Origin of the sequence: Salipaludibacillus neizhouensis, from assembly GCF_002886185.1 — a bacterium.
Classification (GTDB): Bacteria; Bacillota; Bacilli; order Bacillales; family Salisediminibacteriaceae; genus Salipaludibacillus; species Salipaludibacillus neizhouensis.
Map to the genome: position 1 here is coordinate 715917 of NZ_KZ614147.1, position 18792 is coordinate 734708.

At 41.5% G+C, this 18792-nt stretch carries 19 protein-coding genes and 1 pseudogene; 19 read left to right on the forward strand and 1 reads right to left on the reverse strand.

All coding sequences use genetic code 11. The features are described 5' to 3' along the window. Window positions 1-293: 293 nt before the first annotated feature. The 10 genes and pseudogenes from spoIIR to upp all read left to right on the forward strand — a co-directional run bounded on the left by spoIIR (window position 294) and on the right by upp (window position 9481). Window positions 294-968: a stage II sporulation protein R gene (gene spoIIR, locus CEF18_RS20310; protein WP_110938330.1), complete on the forward strand. Its 675-nt coding sequence runs from the start codon at window positions 294-296 to the stop codon at window positions 966-968. Between the two features lie 192 nt (window positions 969-1160). Further along, complete coding sequence (locus CEF18_RS20315) at window positions 1161-1613, forward strand: GNAT family N-acetyltransferase (RefSeq protein WP_110938331.1); 453 nt, start codon at window positions 1161-1163, stop codon at window positions 1611-1613. Window positions 1614-1940: 327 nt separating this feature from the next. Continuing rightward, on the forward strand, window positions 1941-2993 hold the full coding sequence (locus tag CEF18_RS20320) for an L-threonylcarbamoyladenylate synthase (RefSeq protein ID WP_110938332.1): 1053 nt from the start codon (window positions 1941-1943) through the stop codon (window positions 2991-2993). A gap of 63 nt (window positions 2994-3056) precedes the next feature. Further along, on the forward strand, window positions 3057-3605 hold the full coding sequence (locus CEF18_RS20325) for a manganese efflux pump MntP (RefSeq protein WP_110938333.1): 549 nt from the start codon (window positions 3057-3059) through the stop codon (window positions 3603-3605). A 235-nt stretch (window positions 3606-3840) separates the two neighbouring features. Further along, a complete protein-coding gene (locus CEF18_RS20330; RefSeq protein ID WP_110938334.1) occupies window positions 3841-4503 on the forward strand; it encodes a low molecular weight protein arginine phosphatase in 663 nt (220 codons plus the stop codon). Between the two features lie 26 nt (window positions 4504-4529). Beyond that, window positions 4530-5849, forward strand: a pseudogene (locus CEF18_RS20335) (methyl-accepting chemotaxis protein). 23 nt (window positions 5850-5872) lie between these two features. After that, entirely contained in the window at window positions 5873-6319 is a 447-nt protein-coding gene (rpiB, locus tag CEF18_RS20340) for a ribose 5-phosphate isomerase B (protein WP_110938335.1), read from the forward strand. Between the two features lie 77 nt (window positions 6320-6396). Continuing rightward, complete coding sequence (locus CEF18_RS20345) at window positions 6397-6939, forward strand: TIGR01440 family protein (protein WP_110938336.1); 543 nt, start codon at window positions 6397-6399, stop codon at window positions 6937-6939. Between the two features lie 252 nt (window positions 6940-7191). Then, window positions 7192-8436: a serine hydroxymethyltransferase gene (glyA, locus tag CEF18_RS20350; RefSeq protein ID WP_110938823.1), complete on the forward strand. Its 1245-nt coding sequence runs from the start codon at window positions 7192-7194 to the stop codon at window positions 8434-8436. Between the two features lie 415 nt (window positions 8437-8851). Further along, complete coding sequence (upp, locus tag CEF18_RS20355) at window positions 8852-9481, forward strand: uracil phosphoribosyltransferase (protein ID WP_110938337.1); 630 nt, start codon at window positions 8852-8854, stop codon at window positions 9479-9481. Window positions 9482-9563: 82 nt separating this feature from the next. On the opposite strand, the gene CEF18_RS20360 is transcribed toward upp, so the two are convergent. Beyond that, window positions 9564-10181 (reverse strand): BMQ_0737 family morphogenetic spore coat protein, encoded by a 618-nt coding sequence (locus CEF18_RS20360; protein ID WP_110938338.1) that lies wholly within the window; start codon window positions 10179-10181, stop codon window positions 9564-9566. A gap of 290 nt (window positions 10182-10471) precedes the next feature. Here CEF18_RS20360 and CEF18_RS20370 point away from each other — a divergent pair, with 290 nt between their 5' ends. The 9 genes from CEF18_RS20370 (at window position 10472) to atpG (ending at window position 18775) form a co-directional block, all read left to right on the forward strand. After that, on the forward strand, window positions 10472-12781 hold the full coding sequence (locus CEF18_RS20370) for a S8 family serine peptidase (RefSeq protein ID WP_310793566.1): 2310 nt from the start codon (window positions 10472-10474) through the stop codon (window positions 12779-12781). Between the two features lie 294 nt (window positions 12782-13075). Beyond that, entirely contained in the window at window positions 13076-13372 is a 297-nt protein-coding gene (locus CEF18_RS20375) for an AtpZ/AtpI family protein (RefSeq protein WP_223292411.1), read from the forward strand. Continuing rightward, complete coding sequence (locus CEF18_RS20380; RefSeq protein WP_183040952.1) at window positions 13365-13739, forward strand: ATP synthase subunit I; 375 nt, start codon at window positions 13365-13367, stop codon at window positions 13737-13739. Before CEF18_RS20375 ends, CEF18_RS20380 begins: the two co-directional genes overlap by 8 nt. A gap of 161 nt (window positions 13740-13900) precedes the next feature. Next, window positions 13901-14626, forward strand: a complete 726-nt coding sequence (atpB, locus tag CEF18_RS20385; RefSeq protein WP_110938342.1) for a F0F1 ATP synthase subunit A — start codon at window positions 13901-13903, stop codon at window positions 14624-14626. A gap of 114 nt (window positions 14627-14740) precedes the next feature. Further along, entirely contained in the window at window positions 14741-14968 is a 228-nt protein-coding gene (gene atpE / locus CEF18_RS20390; RefSeq protein WP_110938343.1) for a F0F1 ATP synthase subunit C, read from the forward strand. A 178-nt stretch (window positions 14969-15146) separates the two neighbouring features. Then, window positions 15147-15638 carry a F0F1 ATP synthase subunit B gene (gene atpF, locus CEF18_RS20395; RefSeq protein WP_110938344.1) on the forward strand — a complete coding sequence of 164 codons (492 nt, stop codon included), beginning with the start codon at window positions 15147-15149 and terminating at the stop codon, window positions 15636-15638. Beyond that, a complete protein-coding gene (locus tag CEF18_RS20400; protein ID WP_110938345.1) occupies window positions 15635-16189 on the forward strand; it encodes a F0F1 ATP synthase subunit delta in 555 nt (184 codons plus the stop codon). The genes atpF and CEF18_RS20400 overlap by 4 nt, the downstream gene beginning before the upstream one ends. 11 nt (window positions 16190-16200) lie before the next feature. Continuing rightward, a complete protein-coding gene (atpA, locus tag CEF18_RS20405; RefSeq protein ID WP_110938346.1) occupies window positions 16201-17706 on the forward strand; it encodes a F0F1 ATP synthase subunit alpha in 1506 nt (501 codons plus the stop codon). A 181-nt stretch (window positions 17707-17887) separates the two neighbouring features. Then, the gene (atpG, locus tag CEF18_RS20410) at window positions 17888-18775 is read left to right on the forward strand and encodes an ATP synthase F1 subunit gamma (protein WP_110938347.1); all 888 of its coding nucleotides are present in this window, start codon (window positions 17888-17890) and stop codon (window positions 18773-18775) included. Window positions 18776-18792: the final 17 nt, after the last annotated feature.

Genomic DNA, 18792 nt, shown 5'->3' on the forward strand with positions numbered 1-18792 from the left:
CTTTATCAATGTCCTTAAGAACGTTTCAGGTTAGAAACTAATTTAAAGAAAAGACGCTACGCGTTTTGTTTAGAAAAGGCAACTACCTTCAGCCGCACGTAGCAAGGAAGATCACCTCCTTTCGAGTAGCACCTACACACACTTCGTAGGTGCTACTCGGGGCGGCAGAAGCTAACGTTGCAATTAAGAAAAGGCGCTACGCGTCTTTTCTTAATGTCTAACTTTGTCATACGAATCTATGTTTAGCTCTTCCTTCTCCCGACAAGACTGAGGGACAGAAGGGGGAATTGAAAATGAACAAGTTTCTTACTAACAAGCAAATGACGAGATTGCCATTATATATCTTTTTTATTATAACGATCCTTATCTTATCCTGGGAAGGGCACTTCTTTTATCCACAGTATGCCGGCGCTTCTCCATACGCAAATGCGGATATGCTTTACGGAAATCAGGCTAGCGAAGATTTTATCCCACAAGAATCCATTCGACTGCGCATCAAAGCAAATAGTAATTCACCAGTCGATCAAGAATTAAAACTCAATGTCAGAGATAAAGTAAGTGTAGAAATATCCAAATGGACTGCGTCACTAGATGATCTAAGCCAGGCTCGTACTGTTATTGAATCCAAAATACCGGAAATAGAAGCAGTCATCGCTGAAGAAATCCAAGCAATTGGTAGCACTAGTTCCTTTCGGGTATCACTAAAAAATGTAGAGTTTCCAACAAAACAATATGGCAATAGACTTTATCCTGAAGGCGAGTACGAAGCGGTGTTTATTGAAATCGGGAAAGGATCTGGGGATAACTGGTGGTGCGTTCTTTTTCCACCGCTATGTTTTGTAGATGCATCCACAGACGAACCTGCAGAAACCGATGCTTCTGACAGTGATGTCGACGAAGAGGAAGAAGTTGAAGTATCTTTCTTTATTGTAGATGTAGTTCAAAGCTTATGGTCAAAAATCAGTTAACTTATCCACAACTTATTCACAATTGTGTGAAAACTAGAATAACTTGTGGACAGAGAATAAATTTTTACACCAAAAATGAAATGTAATCTAAGATATTAGTAAAATACCAATTTTTATTGTCATAATTCTCATTCTGCTGAATATTTATTAATACAAGCTCTCTTTAGACTTGAGCAGAAAGGGGATTAACGTATGGCTGTAATTATTCGGGAAGCAAAGGAAGTCGATGTGTTACCCATTCAGCACTTTATCGCTAAGGCCGGTTTTCAAACAAATGAGACAAATACCAATTGGGAATTATTCCACTTGGCGATAAACGATAATGAAAATATTGTAGCATGTGTGGCATTGGAGCCAATTACAGAAAAAGATACGATGATTCGAACGTTGATACTCGATTCAAATGAAGTGAACGGAAGCTTTCTATTACGAATGCTGGAAACAGCTTTCCAATTAGCGACGAAACAAGGAGCAGACACGGTTTATCTAGTGGCAGCACATGCAGACGAAGTATTACTCTCATTAGGCTTCCAAAAAGTAGATCCTTCTGAAATACCAAAGGAAATTCAAGATCTACCTAACGTACCAGATCACACATTATCACCATTAACAATCTTTAAAAAGTCTGTAATTGTGGATAACTAATGAGTTTTACACACCTCTCCACAGGCTTATACACAGAAAAACAAAGGTTGTCCACATAATTTGTGGATAACCTTTGTTTTATTTGGTGGATTGCTCCTAAAATTGGTCGAGTTACGCATTTACGGCTGAGAGTGGTGCAAAACTTAGATCGAGTCGCTCGTTTTCAGGTGAAAGTGGCACATTATTGCACCCAACCTCCACAATCCCAACATTTAACCCCCATACTATTTTATAAACCAAAAAAACTCAGCAGTGAATATACCCTCTCTACTTATTGACATTGGAGGAAATGCAGATCACAATAAATATCAGCAAGGAGGACAAGAAATGACTTATCAACAGACAAAACAGTGGATTGTGGATGGTAATGTGGATAACTATCCGAATGATACGCAAATACAAGAAGTAGCTGAATACATAAAAAACAATCAGGTTGTTGCTTTTCCGACAGAAACGGTCTACGGACTAGGTGGTAATGCCCGGTCAGATCAGGCAATTGACAAGATTTTTCAAGCGAAGGGAAGACCTTCAGATAATCCTTTGATTGTGCACATATCATCAAAGAGTCAACTCGCGGAATATGTGGAAAACATTACGGATAATGCTAAACAACTAATTGAAGCTTTTTGGCCAGGGCCTCTAACAATCGTTCTTCCACACAACGGGAAACTATCACCGAAAGTCACGGCAGGTTTATCCACAGTGGCGGTGAGGATGCCGGATCACCCAGTGGCTTTAGCAATAATTGAAGCTGCGGGATTACCAATTGCGGCACCTAGTGCAAATCGATCTGGACGACCAAGTCCGACTACGGCAGCGCACGTCACACAAGATTTGGACGGTAAAATAGCCGGAGTTGTCGATGGCGGAGCTACGGGAGTAGGGGTGGAATCCACGGTGGTAGATTGTACAACAGAAAAGGTGATGATCCTTCGCCCGGGTGGAATAACGAAAGAAGCATTAGAACAAGTTGTCGGTGAAGTCCTCCAGGATCCTGCGCTCACAGAGGAAGAAGAAGCCCCGAAGTCGCCGGGGATGAAATATACCCATTACGCACCGAGTGCACCTTTAATTTTGGTGGATGGAGATATCAATTTTTTACGAAAAAATGTGTTAGCATCCAAGCAAGAAGGGAAGAGGGTAGGTACACTCCTAACACAGGAACATCAAGGTTTGAGTGAAGCCGACAAAGAGGTGATCATCGGTTCAAAAGAATATTTGCCAGAGGTGGCGCGAGCATTGTATGAAGCGCTGCGAGGCTTTGAGGCAAACGAAGTAGATATTATTTATTCAGAGGTCTTTCCTGAAACAGACCTTGGAAGTGCCATTATGAACCGCCTAAGAAAAGCTGCAGGAGGAAAGATTCTTCAGCAAAAATAAGTTTTCATACTAATCTCCCTCGGACACGCATAAATTGATATAGCTAGTCCGAGGGGGGATATAATGGTCGCGGAATTTATCACAATTGGAATCATGGCGCTGGCACTAAGTCTGGATGCATTTTCCTTATCGCTTGGATTAGGAATGGCGGGATTGAGGTACCGGCGGATATTCATCATAGGTTCTTTGATTGGCCTTTTTCATATGTTGATGCCACTTGGAGGCATTATTATAGGGCAGGCACTTTCTCACTATTTAGGTCCGCTAACCTACTTCATTGGCGGGAGTGGCCTCATCTTTTTAGGGATTCAAATGTTGGCATCTTCATTTAAGTACGGAGCAGATTCCTTACTTGCCCCTAAAGGAATAGGCCTCTTTATTTTTGCGATAAGTGTAAGTGTGGATAGTTTTTCGGCTGGGTTAAGCTTAGGAATGGTAGGCGCAAAAACATGGCTCACTGTTATAAGCTTTGGCGTTATTAGTGCGATTCTAACCTGGATTGGTTTACTCGTAGGTAAAAAAGCTGGCGGCTGGGTTGGGAAGAACAGTGAAGGAGTCGGGGGAATTATACTCATCCTTTTTGGAGTGAAAATGATTATGGGTGCAGTATAAGAAAAGGAATGGTCCCTGATATGGAAAACCTGACGTGTTTCATACTGGACTGAATTTTCGTAGTAATTAAAGTATGCCACATTAAAAAATATGTTAAAATATAGTAGGATGTTGGTCCTGTTCTTTAAGAAGGTATTCGGATAATGAAAGCATCCTATCAAGGATTTTATGAGTGAAAATATAGGAGACTATTTCGAACGGAACAACCAAACCATAAAGAAAGAAGTGAATATTCATGGAAAGAGTATTATTTGTATGCACAGGAAATACGTGCCGCAGTCCAATGGCTGAGGCGATATTTGAGCATAAAAAAACATCAGAAGGGCTGCAGGCTAAATCAGCAGGTATTCATGCTGCGGAAGGTTTACCGATTTCAGAAGGATCGAAAGCAGCTATTGCAAAAAGAGGGATTCTTGAAAGTCATCAATCAAAGTCACTTTCCCCGGAATTATTTAATTGGGCTGAGATCGTTTTAACGATGACAGGAAACCAAAAGAGGGCCATCATTCAGCAGTATCCAGGTAAGGCTTCTCAAATTTTTTCTTTAAAGGAATATGTGCTGGCAGATCCGGAATTAGAGAAGAAACTGGAAGATCACAGACAGCATGTTTCTGAAATTGATAGAAAAAGATCTGAATTCCTTCAGGAAAATCAGGATAAAGTCGATAAATATAATGAGAAAAAAGAAATCTCTAATCAAAAACAACTTGAAGAAGAATTGTTGGAACTTCTTTTACCTCACCAAGCAGCGATTGATCGTCTTGAATGGGACTTACCATCGTTTGATATTAGTGATCCATTTGGAGCGGATCATGAAGTCTATGAAGACACCTACAAAGAATTAGAAGAGGCAATTGAAAAATTACTTGAAAAAATGAAAAGCGGCCACAACCTTTAAAACAACACGAGTGAGGGGACTGTAAAATGGGGACAGTAGTGGGGAATGATCAGGGGGGAAAACAGTCTTACCGGTTTGGGTTACGTAAAAAAATGGTGATTGGCATCTGTTCAGTGGCGGCGATAACTTATATAACGAGCGCATTTTTTGTTTTTTTCTTAAGTGAATACATAGGGGGGACCTTAGGCTTAAATGCCGATGCATTCTTAATTGCAACGTTTGTAATGGGGATCATTTGGTGTGGCATTCTAGGTTTTTTCGGAGCAGGAATGATTACAAAACCACTGAGAAATTTAGAATTGGCTGCTAGAAAAGTTGCAGATGGAGATATCCGTGAAAATGTCGAGCTGCCAAAAGCAGATGATGAATTGCGTGCATTGGCAAGCGCCTTTAATAATATGGTGGAGAACTTGAGAAGCATGGTTACCGATGTAGACACTAATTTTCAACAAACAAATGAAAAAGTTGTTCATATCAAAGATGCTTCCGACGCAGCCGCAACACAGGCAAGAAGTATCAGTAGAACCGTGGAGGAAATTTCAGCCGGCGCAGAAGGCTCAGCGACAGCCATTCAAAAAACAGCGGAGAGTGTGGAAGATGTGAGGATGATTGCTACTCAAGTGCAATCACATGCGACTAGTTCGGACAAGCTTTCCAAGGAGATGGTGGCTCAGCTGAAAGAGAGTAACGAGGTTATTCAGTCATTAATAGACGGGATTCAACAGGTGTCAACGGAAAACCAATCTTCTTTAGCGACTGTCCAACGTTTGGAAACAAACGCCAAAGAAGTTGGAGAAATTATTTCACTTGTCGGAGATATTGCCGAGCAAACAAACTTATTGGCGCTCAACGCTTCAATTGAGGCGGCACGAGCTGGTGGGCAAGGAAAAGGTTTTGCTGTGGTGGCTGATGAAGTTCGTAAGCTGGCCGATGAGAGTGCCACTGCTGTTCAAGGTATTTCCGAATTGATTCGTAATATTCAAATGGAAGTTCGCAATGTAGTGACACAAATCACGGATCAAGTGAGTGCTGCTAATAAAGAGGCGGATAAAGGAACGCAAACGAGTGAAGCAATTGACAGCATGTCTGACTCTGTGACGGAAGTTGCCGAAGCGATTCAAGAAATCCTTCAGTTAGTAGACCTGCAAGTTGCCAATGTTGAATCGACTTCCTGAGAGTCCCAGGATGTAGCCGCTATTGCGGAAGAAACATCTGCAGGAGCCGCGGAAGTTACCTCATCTGCCCAGGAACAAACGGTAGTCATCGAAGAAATTGCCGCATCGGCAGAGGTATTATTAGAGCAAGCGAATCATTTGAAAAAAACAATTAGTCGTTTTACTGTATAAGAAAAAATAGGAGGTAAGGCAGTATGATCATATCAATAGGAGCAGATCACGCAGGTTTTGCACTAAAAGAAGATATCGTTAATGTGGTAAAGGAATTAGGACATGAAGTGAAAGACGTCGGCTGCAATTGTGCAGATTCTGTGGACTACGCGGATTACGGCATTCCCGTTGCGGAGATGGTCGCAAATGGCGAAGCAGACAGAGGAATTGTCATCTGCGGAACAGGAATTGGCATGTCCATATCTGCGAATAAAGTCAAAGGCATTCGTTGTGCACTCGTCCATGATCTATTCTCGGCAAAAGCAACGAGAGAGCACAATGATACAAATGTTTTAGCAATGGGGGAACGAGTGATTGGACCTGGACTTGCACAGGAAATCGCAAAAGTTTGGCTCTCAACAGATTTTGAAGGCGGCCGTCACGCGCGCAGAATCGGGAAAATCTCAGACTACGAAACAACAAACGATTAATACTTCTGAGTAGCACCTCTTTCCCCCACAAGAGGTGCTACTCCTATAATCATTCGTTTTAGAAAGGAGAAACCGAGATGAAAGATAGCATAGCACCTGCTTTAACAAAAGCACTATCAGACCTGCAAGATGTTGCCCACTTGACAGAAGAAGATGTGTTAATCGTTGGCACGAGTACAAGTGAAGTGGTTGGGAAACATATAGGGAGTTCAGGTACAACCGATGTTGCTCATGAATTATGGCAGGGATTACAAGCCTTTCAGGGTAAAACTGGAGTCCAGCTCGCTTTTCAATGCTGTGAGCATTTAAATCGTGCCATTTTAATCGAAAAAACAACCGCCAAAGAGCTTAGATTAGACCCGGTAGCCGCTATTCCTGTCGCAACAGCCGGCGGATCAATGGCAGCGTACGTATATGGAAAACTAAAGAATCCTGTCATGGTAGAAGAGATTCAAGCGGACGCGGGTATCGATATTGGAGATACCTTTATAGGCATGCACTTAAAGAAAGTAGCCGTTCCGGTCCGTTCAACCGTCTCTGAAATTGGAGAAGCGCATGTTACGTTAGCGCGTACGAGACCAAAACTCATCGGTGGGGAACGCACCGTTTATACGGTATAGAAGGAAAAGTGCATAAGGGTAAAGCTGAGATGCAAGGTAGATCACGCATAAAAATGATAATTCTGAAAAAATAACTTGCTTAAAAGCGTTTTCATTCGTCTGACAAGTCGAAATACCTTTTACAAGCTTCAAATAACAGTATAAAATAGAGCGGAGAAAACAAATAACCACGTGTATAGATAGATTTGAAAAGATCTGCGTGAAGAAAGTTCAAGGAGGATGTAATAAATGACAACGGTAGACAAGCGTGATTTGGCACATGTACGGAAACAGGATGCAGAGGTTTTTACAGCAATGAATGACGAGCTTCATCGACAGCGTGACAATATTGAATTGATCGCATCTGAAAATTTTGTTTCAAAAGCTGTAATGGAAGCGCAAGGCTCAGTATTAACGAATAAATATGCAGAAGGTTACCCGAACAAAAGATACTACGGTGGCTGTGAACATGTGGATGTTGTAGAAGATATCGCGCGCAATCGTGCAAAAGAAATCTTTGGCGCAGAGCATGTAAACGTACAACCTCACTCTGGTGCGCAAGCGAATATGGCCGTTTATTTTGCTTTCCTCGAGCAAGGCGACACTGTTCTTGGAATGAACTTATCTCATGGTGGACATTTAACCCACGGAAGTCCCGTAAACTTCAGTGGAAAACAATACAACTTCGTCGAATACGGTGTTGATAAAGACACAAGTATTCTTGATTATGACGATGTTCGTGCAAAAGCGTTAAAGCATAAACCGAAAATGATCGTTGCTGGAGCAAGTGCTTACCCAAGAGAAATTGACTTTGCTAAATTCCGTGAAATTGCAGATGAAGTCGGCGCTTATCTCATGGTAGACATGGCACATATCGCAGGACTCGTTGCAACGGGTGATCATCCAAGCCCCGTTCCTTTCTCTGATTTCGTAACAACAACAACGCATAAAACACTTCGCGGACCTCGTGGAGGAATGATTTTATGTAAAGAGGAGTATGGCAAAAAGATCGATAAAGCAATTTTCCCAGGTCTTCAAGGCGGACCACTCATGCACGTGATCGCCGCAAAAGCAGTATCATTTGGAGAAGTGTTAACAGAAGAATTTTCTGCGTACTCAAAACAAGTTAAATTAAACGCCAAAGCACTAGCTGCCTCTCTTCAAGAGAACGGCATCGATATCGTTTCTGGTGGAACGGATAACCACATCGTTTTACTTGATTTGAGAGGACTATCTCTTACCGGAAAGGTCGCAGAAGAAACGATGGACAAAGTCGGGATTACTACGAACAAAAATACAATTCCATTTGACCCGGAGAGCCCGTTTGTAACAAGTGGTCTTCGCACTGGAACGGCTGCAGTAACTTCTCGTGGTTTCAAAGAGGCAGAGCTTAAGGAAATCGGAAAAATTATGGCGACTGTTTTAAAGGCCACTGATGATGAGGAAGTACTTAAAAAAGGTCATGAAGCTGTTCTTAGCCTAACATCTCGCTTCCCGATGTACGAAGACGAAGAATAGATTTTTAAAATGTCACATAGGATGTCGTTTAGTGCCACTCGGGCCGGAGCGAGGCAAGTGAATGGCACCAACCATTTCCGATAGCGCCACTCAAGTGTCCGATTTGGATTTGAATGGCACTAATCGTCTTCGATAGCGCCACTCAAATGTCCGAATCAATTTGAGCGGTATCAACGAGTTACAATATTATAAAAGCACTCTAACCAGTAGCACCTACATCCCCACAGTAGGTGCTACTGTTATGGAGGTCACTAGGTCACTTTATGCTACTGTCATGAAAGTCCTTCACAAACATTTGAATAGTTAGAATTATTCATTACCTTTTCTACTTGCTTAGAGGCTGTGGTTTGTGTAAAATTCCTTAAGAGTAAACAGTTATATTACATAAATGAAATTTGATAAAGGAGCGATTTTTATGGGGAAAGTATATGTGTTTGATCACCCTCTCATTCAGCATAAATTAACGTATATTCGCAACAAAAACACTGGGACGAAGGAGTTTCGTGAGCTGACGAATGAAATTGCCGGACTTATGGCTTTTGAAATTACTCGCCATCTTCCGTTGCGGGAAGTTGAGGTAGAAACGCCAGTAGCTACTGCCAAGTGTCAAACGATTTCCGGTAAAAAACTAGGAATTATTCCTATTTTACGTGCTGGTCTAGGCATGGTTGATGGGATTATGGGCCTTATTCCAGCAGCAAAAGTAGGACATGTCGGCTTGTACCGTGATCCGGAAACGCTTATGCCGGTTGAATACTATGTGAAACTTCCGAAAGACATTGAGGAACGCGAGCTAATCGTTGTTGACCCAATGCTTGCAACAGGAGGATCCGCGAATGAAGCAATCCGCGTTGTGAAAAAACGCGGGGCAAAAAACATTAAATTAATGTGTTTAGTAGCGGCTCCTGAAGGTGTGGAAGCAGTCAAAGAAGCTCATCCTGATGTGGATATTTACTTAGCAGCATTAGATGAAAAGTTGAATGATAAAGGCTATATCGTACCAGGTCTTGGCGACGCTGGTGACCGCCTTTTCGGTACAAAGTAAATCATACGCAAAAAAACACTCGCAGATGCGAGTGTTTTTTTGTTTCTGTATGCTTCCAAATAATGGGGGGACAGACCCGCCATTATTTGGAAGATGGAAAGATGCTTGGATTTTGGGGTGGAGGGCCTATCGGGTTGCACCTTAATTCTTGAGCGATAAAGTTTTTGCGAGGGTTGGCAAGGCTAGCGCAGATTGCCAAGGCCGTATCTAACTGAACATAGATCGATTGACAAAAAAACAACGTTAGGTCAATACTCCAATCTCCTCCGGCAGAGAAGAAACAACCGCTGCAGGATTGGTTATCTACTTCACATACAACCTTTGTTTCTTCAGGGACACAAACCTGTACATTTTCAGCGACAGCGAATTTAACTTCCCTTGAAAACAATTGCCCCTTTTCCCCCGTAAGAACAACTTGAAAAGAACCAGTTTTTTTGATTTTTACAGATTGAATCCCACAACGGTCTGTTCTTGAACCGGTTTCGCTGCAAGCTAAATCTAAAAACATACAATTTACTTCAACGGGCTCACCTGGATCAAAAAACGTACATGGATTAATGGGCTTGTCATGAGAGGAAGTGTTATCTTCTAAATAGAATTTCAGACTATTACTGTTAAAATGAAAATCTTTTGTCACATTATGTTTTGTCCAATCATATATTTTGCTGACAGATAGACATACCTGTTCCCGTTTTGGCATCATCATCATCCTTTCTGTGAAACCGAAGACATTAACATTCTATTCAGCCGGTAAACGTAATAAAAAATTTGAAATATTGGGTATCTCTCTCTTTTATACATGTATTCATTTGCGCCTCTAAATGTTCATCTAACATCACAGAAGCAGATTGTTGATTTGAAAAATAATTCGCAAAGCTACCGCATGGTTTTTCAAAACCAACGCATCGAAACAAAACTTGAAAATGGGATAAAAAAGAAGGGAATGACATAACCTACTCTTTATCTGACTGCATAAAAGGGGTATTAAAAATGAACATGAAAAAACTTCTATCTTATCTGGCAGTATTTTTTATAAGTTTGGCTGCTTTTACGTTTCATACACCAGAAAGCGGTGCAATAAATACACGATCAGACGATAACCAAATCCAAACAGAAGAAAACACCTTTTTTCCGCAACGGCCCGATATTTCGGAAGAAACTGGAGGGAGATCTTCCGGCTCAAAGGTATTTATTATTGAGGCACGAGATGACGCAGCGACCCTTGCAGAAGTACTGGAGGAGAATTTTGAAGAAGTAAAAATACGGAAAATGTTTTCAACGATTTATAACGGTTTTTCGATGGAGGTTCCTGAGCAATACGTGCAGGAGTTAGAGCAATTAGACGGAGTTGCCCGTATGGATGAAGTTGCTTTATACGAACCTTATGTGGATGAAAGTGTTCCTTTTATCGGGGGGACCTCCGGCGAAGTAAATAACATTTTAACCCGTGGCAATGACGAACTGACCGGGGAAGGTGTCAAAGTAGCGATCATCGATACGGGGATTGACTATGAGCATCCTGACTTGAAGAAAAGTTATCATGGGGGATTCGATGTTGTCGATCAGGATGATGATCCGATGGAAACAAAGAAGGAACAAGGGATGCCAACCTTGCATGGGACGCATGTAGCGGGAATCATTTCGGCGAACGGCAAGTTCAAGGGGGTGGCACCCGGAGCGGAAATTTACGCCTACCGAGCGTTGGGGCCAACAGGAATGGGAACAACGGAACAAGTCATTGAATCGATTGAAAAAGCAGTGGAGGATGGGGCGGATGTCATAAACCTATCGCTTGGAAACACGGTGAACGGACCGGATTGGCCAACGAGCATGGCGTTAGATAAGGCGGTTGAAGCAGGCGTTGTTGCCGTTACTTCTAATGGCAACAGTGGACCTAATCTTTGGACAGTAGGATCACCGGGAACGTCATCCAAAGCGATTTCTGTCGGCGCATCCACGCCGCCGATGCTTATTCCTTACTTGATCAGAGACGGAGATCGTGACAAAGAAATACAGGTACAGCCGATGCAAAAAGCGGAGCCGTGGAAGCTGAAACGAGGATATCCATTTATAGATGTAGGTCTTGGCCGTGAAGAAGATTATGAGAACGTGGATGCAGACGATAAATTTATTTTGGCAAAACGAGGTGTCACCAGTTTTACATTGAAGGCGAAATTAGCAAAGGAAAAAGGGGCGAGAGGGTTAATTGTTTATAACCATCAACCGGGAGAATTTGCCGGTATGCTCGAAGAAGAAGTGGATTTGCCTGTAGTGAGTGTATCAAAAGAAGATGGGGAAAGCTTGACAAAAGAGATAGAATCCTCGCCAAATGAACATATCCGGACCATATACCGAAAAGAAGAGGATCAAATCGCTCCATTCAGTTCAAGAGGACCCGTTACGTACACGTGGGACGTGAAGCCGGATTTAGTAGCACCTGGTGTTGCAATTGGGAGCACGGTTCCAAATGGTTACATGGATTTGAACGGGACAAGCATGTCCTCTCCTCATGTTGCAGGAGCAGTAGCATTATTGCTGCAAAAGTATCCGGACTGGTCACCGGAACAAGTGAAGGCAGCCTTGATGAATACGGCAAAAGTATTGAAAGAAGAAGATGGGGAACCTATTGCTCCTCACATTCAAGGAACGGGGAGAATCCAACTCGACAAAGCGTTAGCAGTCGAAACACTCGTTTATCCGGGACAAATAAGCTTTGGTAAATGGCTGCGTACCGATAGACGCTTGGAAAAAACGGTGCCACTGACGATAGAGAATGTCTCCGATGAACGGAAAAAATACAGTATAAAACCTCCTTTCGAAGTGCCTGACGGTATTCAGTGGAAAGTACCGTTTTCGGTATATTTGGACCCTGGAGAGAAAGAGACAGTAGATGTGGAGATAGATGTTTTTCCATCTGTATTTGATGAAGGGATGTACCACGACCGGATCCGTGTAGAAAGTGGGAGTGATGTGACGGAAATTCCCTATCTATTTTTTGTCGAAGAACCAGACTATCCTCGTCTGATGTCTTTCATGTTTGAGCATGCAGCCGAACCAAATATATATCACTATGAAGTTTACCTGCCCGGCGGTGCCGAAGAATTGGGAATCGCGTTGTACGATCCGGATACGTTTCAATTCATTACGTATATAGATGTCGAGAAAGACATTCACCGAGGCATGTTTGAAGAGGATCTCCTCATTGAAGATCTCCCTGAAGGACTTTATAAAGCATTAATTTTTGCCAAAAAGGAGGATCAAGAGGACACAATAGAACAAACACTTTATATCGGAGAGTAGCTAAGTCAGAAAACTAAGAGGGAGAACTATCCCTTCTTAGTTTTTTTTGTACATGTAATTGGAATTTAATGTGAGGGCAGAAGGAAATGTGACAATCAAGTCAATAAATTGTCACATTTCAGTCACAAATAGATAGAAAGTTTAGGTATAATAAACATTGGCATAGTGGAAATACACATTATTATGATTAAGTTTGAAAGCGTTCCAATATTGTTTTTCGACAAAAATTGTAAAACGTTTGCAATTCCGATAATTGATTGACATGAAGCCATTCGTATTGTACGATTACAAAGTATGTCCAGTGTTATCAATAAACGGAAATACGAAAGTCTTACGATGGAATATGGTGAAATAATGTCACAACCTTCACGGGTACGTTCAGTAGTAAAAGCTTTAGCATTAATGACCACCATTAGTTCGTATTTTATCGGGTCCATTGTGATTGGAGTTTTTGCTGGAATTTGGTTAGACAATTATTTTAACACTAGTGGAGTTTTTCTTATCATTGGTTTTTTCCTTGGGCTGGGCACAGCTGTTATGGGGATATATTATGCGGTTCGCAAATTTCTGGGAGGAAATCAATATGAATGATTATACATCTATCGCAAAACGGTTCAGTATAATCACACTAGTAGTTGTAAGTGTCTCACTTATCGTAGCGGTTTTAGGGTTTTATCCACTTTTTTTCCAAGGACTTTCTTTAGGTGCATTATTCAGTCTTTTTAGTTTATTAAGTACATATTTTCAAGTGAAACGTGTTGGAAACAGTGTTCAATCAGGTAGAGTCAAATGGTTCTTTGGAACAACTTCAAGAATACTGTTGTTTGTTGTAGCAATTAGTATCGCTGTGGAATTTCCTGCTTATTTCCATTTAATTGGCGTGGTAATCGGGTTGATGTTCACGTATCTTCTGTTATTGATTGGTCCGGCTATCTTTCGGAAATCATTCAGTAATTAAGGAACGATTGTGCAGACCTATGCTAGAGAGAAGTGCGCCGCATTTCCTTAGTGGGATCGGGTAGGACAAGCCATAACCACTTCTAACAGGGGATCAGAATGAACGGGCAAGACAAAGTAAATCCAATATAGCTTCAAATTAGTGAAAGGGGGTGAAGGTTTATGGATCAACATTATCCTATTATCCATTTGTTTGATAACCCAAACCTAGCAGTTAACTTATCTAACATATTAATGATAACTGTGTCTATGCTGATTGTGTTCCTTGTGACATTCTTCATGTCCAGAACAATTAAAATGTATCCGACAGGGGCTCAAAACGCGCTTGAATTCTTAGTCCAATTCATTAAAAACATCATTAGCAGTACAATGGATTGGGAAAAAGGAAAAAACTTTGTCATGCTGGCACTCACATTGATACTTTATGTGTTTGTTGCAAATATGGCAGGTATTCCGTTTGAATTAGCAACAAAAGCTGATCACACTGTTTGGTGGAGATCGCCGACAGCAGATCCGATTTTAGCATTATCATTAGCTATTATGGCTATCGCTCTAACGCACATCTACGGAGTGAAAATGAAAGGTGCTAAGGAATACGGAAGAGATTATTTCAAACCGGTTCCATTCTTGTTTCCTTTTAAATTGATCGAAGAATTTTCAAACACACTTACATTGGGAATGCGTCTTTTCGGGAACATCTTTGCAAAGGAAGTACTCATGGTGCTTCTCGTATCGTTAGGAACATCTTCACTATTGTGGGGTGCAGTTTCCTTCCTTCCATTAATTGTTTGGCAAGGATTTGGTATTTTTATAGGGTCGTTACAAGCATTCATATTTGCAATGCTAACGATGGTTTACATGTCACACAAAGTTAGTGAAGATCATTAAACAATGATCCGCTAACTGTTCATCTCAGTGAATAAGATCTCTTTTAAAAAATTTGGAAGAGTGAATTTATTTCATAAAAAAACTATTTTTACAATATCTAAGGAGGATTTTATTATGGATCTTGGTATTATTGCCATAGGAGCAGGTTTAGCGGCAGGTTTAGCAGGAATTGGTGGAGCTATCGGTGTAGCAATGGTAGTAGGTAACGCAATTCAAGGAATGTCACGTCAGCCAGAAATGCGTGGACCACTTCAAACAGTTATGTTCATCGGTGTTCCACTTGTAGAGGCATTGCCGATTCTTGCAATTGTAGTTTCTATATTATTATACCTACAAATGTAGTGTATTTGAGAGCTTTTTATTGAATTGCAATGGCGAAGGACAGTATTAAATCTTCGCCATTCCTTTTGTATTGAAGGTAGTTCAGAAAGACCGGTTATGACTCAAGTCAAGTTTCATCGACTTAAGTATCCTCCTTTTTGAACAAGCCAATTAACCAAAAGATAAGGAGGCGGATCTTTTGATTCAAGAATTTACATGGCTCGACGCGATTTATCAGCTAGCTGCATTTTCGGTCCTTTTACTAGTACTGAAAAAATATGCTTTTGGCCCGATAATGGATATGATGGCTAAGCGTGAAAAGCATGTCGCCGACCAAATTTCTTCTGCTGAGAAAAATCGTGAAGAAGCTGAAAAGTATTTAACGGAACAACGAGAAGCTATTCAGGAAGCTCGTAACGAAGCGAATGTAATCGTCGATAATGCTAAAAAAATGAGTAATCAACAAGCTAGCGAGATTTTAGATAAAGCAAGAAAAGAATCAGAAAGACTGAAAGAAACAGCACTTGTTGAAATCAACACTGAAAAAGAACGAGCAGTTGCCGCACTTCGTGAGCAAGTGGCTACATTGTCTGTACTTGTCGCATCTAAGGTAATTGAGAAAGAACTGGACGATCAAGAGCAAGAAAGGCTTATTCAGGAAACACTCAGAGAAGTTGGCGGAAACCTATGAGAAGACATCCAATAGGTTATCGTTATGCCTATGCATTGTTTGAGATAGCTAGAGATCAAGAGACTCTTACGGAAACGTTGGAGGAGCTTGAGACTGTATCACAAGTCTTAAAGGATACGAAGCTTTTTGACAAAGTGTTTAGCAATCCAAAAATGACGGATGACGAGAAGAAGAAAATTCTAACGGATACTTTCTCTAAACATGTTGGAACTTCCGTTTTACATTTACTTCTCCTAATAATTGATAAGAAAAGAGAAAGTGTCTTTCAAGCAGTGGCAGATAATTTTAAAGAGTTAGTATATGAAGAAAAAGGAATTGCTGAAGCAACCGTGTATTCAGCGAAACCGTTAAGTGAGCAAGAGCGTGCTGCTGTCATAAGTGTTTTTGCAAAACGCGCAGGCAAAGCAAAGCTTCTCATTGACAATGTCGTAGACGAAGAAATCATTGGTGGTCTCAAGGTTCATATTGGAGATACCGTATATGATGGAAGCGTTGCGAACCAACTTGCACGTATTCAAACGCGCATGATTCACGGGAACGTTAGTAGATAGGGGTGAACGAAATGAGCATCAGAGCCGATGAAATTAGCTCTCTGTTAAAAAAGCAGATCGAAGGCTATCAATCCGAGATTGAAGTTAACGATGTAGGTACCGTCATCCGTGTCGGGGACGGAATCGCAGTGGCTCACGGACTTGAGAACGCGATGGCCGGTGAGTTACTTGAATTTTCAAATGGTGTCATGGGAATGGCACAGAACTTAGAAGAAAACACTGTAGGTATTATCATTCTTGGTCCATTTAGAGATATCCGAGAAGGGGACGAAGTGCGTCGAACTGGACGTATTATGGAAGTTCCTGTCGGTGAAGAACTACTTGGCCGCGTGGTAAATCCACTTGGACAGCCGTTAGACGGCTTGGGACCAACTGGTACATCTAAAACTCGTCCAATTGAAGGACAAGCACCAGGTGTTATGGACCGTAAGTCGGTTCACGAGCCACTTCAAACAGGTATTAAAGCGATCGATGCGCTTATTCCAATCGGTCGTGGTCAACGTGAGTTAATTATCGGAGACCGCCAAACAGGTAAAACAGCTATTGCGATTGATACAATCATCAATCAAAAAGAAGAAGACATGATTTGTATTTATGTTGCGATTGGTCAAAAAGAATCAACGGTTGCTGGAGTGGTAGATACTCTCCGTCAGCACGGTGCTTTAGACTATACAATTGTTGTAACAGCTAGTGCATCTCAGCCAGCACCACTTCTTTTCCTAGCACCGTATGCAGGTGTAACAATGGGTGAAGAATTTATGTACAATGGTAAACACGTCCTAGTTATCTATGATGATTTAACGAAACAAGCATCTGCTTATCGTGAACTATCATTATTACTTCGTCGTCCACCAGGCCGGGAAGCATTCCCAGGGGATGTCTTCTATCTTCACTCCCGTTTACTTGAGCGCGCAGCGAAGCTAAGTGATGACAAAGGAGCAGGCTCGTTAACAGCCCTCCCATTCATTGAAACACAGGCAGGGGACATTGGAGCTTATATTCCTACGAACGTAATTTCGATTACGGACGGACAGATTTTCCTTCAATCAAACCTTTTCTTCGCGGGTGTTCGACCAGCGATCGACGCAGGTCTTTCCGTATCCCGAGTAGGTGGTTCTGCACAAATTAAAGCAATGAAAAAAGTTGCCGGTACACTTCGTTTAGATTTAGCATCTTTCCGTGAACTGGAAGCATTTACACAATTCGGTTCCGACTTAGATGCCTCTACACAAGCGAAGCTGAACCGTGGTGCACGAACGGTTGAAGTGTTAAAACAAGGACTTCACCAACCACTTGCTGTTGAAAAACAAGTGTTCATTCTTTACGCATTGACAAAAGGCTTCTTAGACGATGTACCAGTGGAAGATATCAGCCGATTTGAATCCGAATTGCATACGTACTTAGAGCATAACAACAAGGAGCTTTTAGCTCAAATCAAAAAGTCGGGTGCACTTGCTGACGCTGATGAAATGAGTGGAGCAGTCGAAAGCTTTAAGAAAACTTTCCAGTCTAAATAAGTCATTTAAAATAGAGTATTAAAACGAAAAGCAGACCATTTAGCGCCTGCCAGCGAAAGACGATATGTCACAAGTGTGAGAAGAAAGCTTTGAGTTATCTTTCTTTCTCACTCTTAGCAAAACGCAAAGTCTTGCCGCTTGTTCTGGCGCTGTGCTTTTCAATAGAAGGTGGTGAAGAACGATGGCCTCTTTAAAAGATATAAAGACAAGAATTGGGTCCACAAAGAAAACGAAACAAATCACGAAGGCGATGGAAATGGTTTCAGCCGCAAAGCTTAATAAAGCTCAAGGGAAAGCCGAAGCATTCCAGCCTTATATAGAAAAAATTCGTGAAGTTGTAGTAAGTATCGCATCTGGATCCGACGGCGTATCCCATCCAATGCTTGAAGCAAGGGATGAGATAAAGAAGACAGCTTATATTGTTATCACAGCAGACAAAGGTCTATGTGGTGCATATAATAGTGGACTTCTTCGAGAAACATTGAAATTAATCAATAAACGACATTCCTCACCAGATGAGTACGGTATTATCGTGATGGGAAAAGTCGGACGAGATTTTTTCAAAAAGCGCAACATGCCGATTTTTCAGGAAATTATCGGTGTTGCTGATCAGCCTGAATACAGTGATATTAAAAATATAGCATCAACAACGGTTCAAATGTTTGAAGATGGTCTCTTTGACGAAGTCTATGTCCACTTTAACCACTTTATTAGTGCGATGAGTTTCCAAGTTACCGAAACCAAACTTTTGCCACTTACAGATTTTGATGAAGTAGTAGAATCAGGAGAAGCGAAAGAAGCTGCACCGAAAAGTGATTACATTTACGAACCCGATGCAGAAACGATTCTTAACCAACTCCTTCCGCATTACGCAGAAACACTTATTTTCGGCGCATTATTAGACGGAAAAGCGAGTGAATTCGGTGCAAGAATGTCAGCCATGCGTTCTGCTACAGACAATGCAGACAACATGATTGGTGAACTTACATTGAAATACAACCGTGCTAGACAAGCTGCAATCACGCAAGAAATCAATGAAATTGTTAGTGGAGCTTCTGCACAAAACTAAAGCACTCTAGCAGTTAT

Bases quoted from the DNA above. Each gene is read 5' to 3' on its own strand.
- spoIIR (WP_110938330.1), top strand. From the start codon at position 294: ATGAACAAGTTTCTTACTAACAAGCAAATGACGAGATTGCCATTATAT.
- CEF18_RS20315 (WP_110938331.1), top strand. From the start codon at position 1,161: ATGGCTGTAATTATTCGGGAAGCAAAGGAAGTCGATGTGTTACCCATT.
- CEF18_RS20320 (WP_110938332.1), top strand. From the start codon at position 1,941: ATGACTTATCAACAGACAAAACAGTGGATTGTGGATGGTAATGTGGAT.
- CEF18_RS20325 (WP_110938333.1), top strand. From the start codon at position 3,057: ATGGTCGCGGAATTTATCACAATTGGAATCATGGCGCTGGCACTAAGT.
- CEF18_RS20330 (WP_110938334.1), top strand. From the start codon at position 3,841: ATGGAAAGAGTATTATTTGTATGCACAGGAAATACGTGCCGCAGTCCA.
- rpiB (WP_110938335.1), top strand. From the start codon at position 5,873: ATGATCATATCAATAGGAGCAGATCACGCAGGTTTTGCACTAAAAGAA.
- CEF18_RS20345 (WP_110938336.1), top strand. From the start codon at position 6,397: ATGAAAGATAGCATAGCACCTGCTTTAACAAAAGCACTATCAGACCTG.
- upp (WP_110938337.1), top strand. From the start codon at position 8,852: ATGGGGAAAGTATATGTGTTTGATCACCCTCTCATTCAGCATAAATTA.
- CEF18_RS20360 (WP_110938338.1), bottom strand. From the start codon at position 10,181: ATGCCAAAACGGGAACAGGTATGTCTATCTGTCAGCAAAATATATGAT.
- CEF18_RS20370 (WP_310793566.1), top strand. From the start codon at position 10,472: ATGAACATGAAAAAACTTCTATCTTATCTGGCAGTATTTTTTATAAGT.
- CEF18_RS20375 (WP_223292411.1), top strand. From the start codon at position 13,076: ATGTCCAGTGTTATCAATAAACGGAAATACGAAAGTCTTACGATGGAA.
- CEF18_RS20380 (WP_183040952.1), top strand. From the start codon at position 13,365: ATGAATGATTATACATCTATCGCAAAACGGTTCAGTATAATCACACTA.
- atpB (WP_110938342.1), top strand. From the start codon at position 13,901: ATGGATCAACATTATCCTATTATCCATTTGTTTGATAACCCAAACCTA.
- atpE (WP_110938343.1), top strand. From the start codon at position 14,741: ATGGATCTTGGTATTATTGCCATAGGAGCAGGTTTAGCGGCAGGTTTA.
- CEF18_RS20400 (WP_110938345.1), top strand. From the start codon at position 15,635: ATGAGAAGACATCCAATAGGTTATCGTTATGCCTATGCATTGTTTGAG.
- atpA (WP_110938346.1), top strand. From the start codon at position 16,201: ATGAGCATCAGAGCCGATGAAATTAGCTCTCTGTTAAAAAAGCAGATC.
- atpG (WP_110938347.1), top strand. From the start codon at position 17,888: ATGGCCTCTTTAAAAGATATAAAGACAAGAATTGGGTCCACAAAGAAA.